The sequence below is a fragment of the Thalassospira sp. UBA1131 genome, from assembly GCF_002311515.1.
Taxonomy (GTDB): Bacteria; Pseudomonadota; Alphaproteobacteria; order Rhodospirillales; family Thalassospiraceae; genus Thalassospira.
Genome location: NZ_DCAO01000037.1, coordinates 1 through 1,605, shown reverse-complemented (window position 1 = coordinate 1,605; position 1,605 = coordinate 1). Strand labels below are relative to the sequence as shown.

Below are 1,605 nucleotides of genomic sequence, written 5' to 3'. Positions count from 1 at the left end.
CTTTTGATGCTGCCCGCGACCGAATGCGGGTTTCGGCGCACTTTCTGCGACGTCGCCAGAGTAAGTCCGATATTCGGGTCAAGCGGGTCAAAGGGCTCTGCGGTAATCAGGATGGTCGGATCCGGCGACCCCGGTGGCAGCAATCCACGTTCGCCCGGGCCGCGTGACACGGTCATGCGAACGACTGCATCCTTGCGGTGAATTTGCTCAAACAGCTTGGCAACGATTTCTGCGACTTCTTCTGTCTCGGGCAACAGGTCAAGCGGGAACTCGATCAGCTCGGCATGATGGTCAAGCCGTCCCATATGGGCTTCCAGCCAGGCAATTTTCCCTTCGTGCGCGCGCATGGTTTCAAAGAAACCATCGCCCAACAGGAAGCCACGATCCGTTACCGGAATGGACGCTTCATCAAGATCACGAAAACTGCCATTCATCCAAACCTGCATAGCCTGGTCCCTTTTAATCGTTATCGGCTCCCTGCCCGGAAGCACGTTTCAGAAAATTCGCCAACAGCGCGTGGCCCTGTTCCGTAAGCACGGCTTCGGGATGGAACTGGACACCGTAAATCGGCAAGGTCGCATGGGCAAATGCCATGACTTCTCCGTCGGGGCCTGTTGCTGTCTCGATCAAAGTGCCATCATTTGGCAAATCAACGATTAACGAGTGATATCGCGTGACTTGCAAAGGATTGTTTAATCCGGCAAACAAATCGTCTCCGCTATGCCGGATCGATGATGTCATCCCGTGAACCGGCCGTTTTGCGCGCTTGACCGTGCCGCCGAATGCCTGGGCGATAGACTGATGCCCAAGGCAGACGCCAAGCATCGGAAACTCGGTTTTTAGCGCGTTGATGAGTTCCAGACTGTTTCCCGCCTCATCCGGTCCACAGGGGCCCGGCGAAAATACAATCGCCAACGGATTAAGGGCACGAACGTCTGCCACCGTGATCTCGTCATTTCGCACAACCTTGACCGCATGTCCGAGTTCCTCAAGATAGCGGGCAAGATTGAAAACGAACGAATCATAATTATCAATCAGCAGGATCATAACAGATCCCCGGCACTTATTCCGAACAACTCAAACATCTTGGCGGCTTTAACCAGCGTTTCCTCGTATTCCGCTGCCGGGTCGCTGTCAGCAACGATCCCGCCGCCAACATTGAAGGCCATCTTGCCGCCATTTACGCTAAGCGTTCGGATGGCAATGTTTGTGTCCATTGCCCCATCAAATCCGATATAGCCAATGCCACCACAATAGACACCGCGCGTTGTCTTTTCGAGTTCGGTGATAATTTCCATCGCACGGATCTTCGGCGCACCAGTGATCGACCCACCGGGGAAACATGCACGCAATGCATCAACAGCCGTTTTGTTTTCTCGCAGTTCGCCTGTCACGGTGGACACCAGATGATGCACATTGGCATAGCTTTCTAACGCGCAGATCACTGGTGTTTTCACGGTGTGAGGATTACTCACCTTTGACAGGTCGTTGCGCAAAAGATCAACGATCATAACGTTTTCTGCGCGATCCTTTGGCGATAACATTAATTCCTGTGCCAGTTCGGCATCGCTTAGCGGTGTCTCGCCACGCGGTCTTGTGCCCTTG

The 1,605-nt window shown here is 53.8% G+C and carries 3 protein-coding genes; all 3 read right to left on the bottom strand.

All coding sequences use genetic code 11. The features are described 5' to 3' along the window. Positions 1–446: aminotransferase class IV (locus B3Z49_RS05935; RefSeq protein ID WP_296988891.1), on the bottom strand; the 446-nt coding region annotated here is incomplete at its 3' end. A 13-nt stretch (positions 447–459) separates the two neighbouring features. Next, on the bottom strand, positions 460–1,047 hold the full coding sequence (locus B3Z49_RS05930) for an anthranilate synthase component II (RefSeq protein ID WP_296988889.1): 588 nt from the start codon (positions 1,045–1,047) through the stop codon (positions 460–462). After that, positions 1,044–1,605: anthranilate synthase component I family protein (locus tag B3Z49_RS05925; protein ID WP_296988886.1), on the bottom strand; the 562-nt coding region annotated here is incomplete at its 5' end. The genes B3Z49_RS05930 and B3Z49_RS05925, both read right to left, overlap by 4 nt.

Coding starts and splice junctions, on each gene's coding strand:
- B3Z49_RS05930 (WP_296988889.1), bottom strand. CDS start 1,047: ATGATCCTGCTGATTGATAATTATGATTCGTTCGTTTTCAATCTTGCC.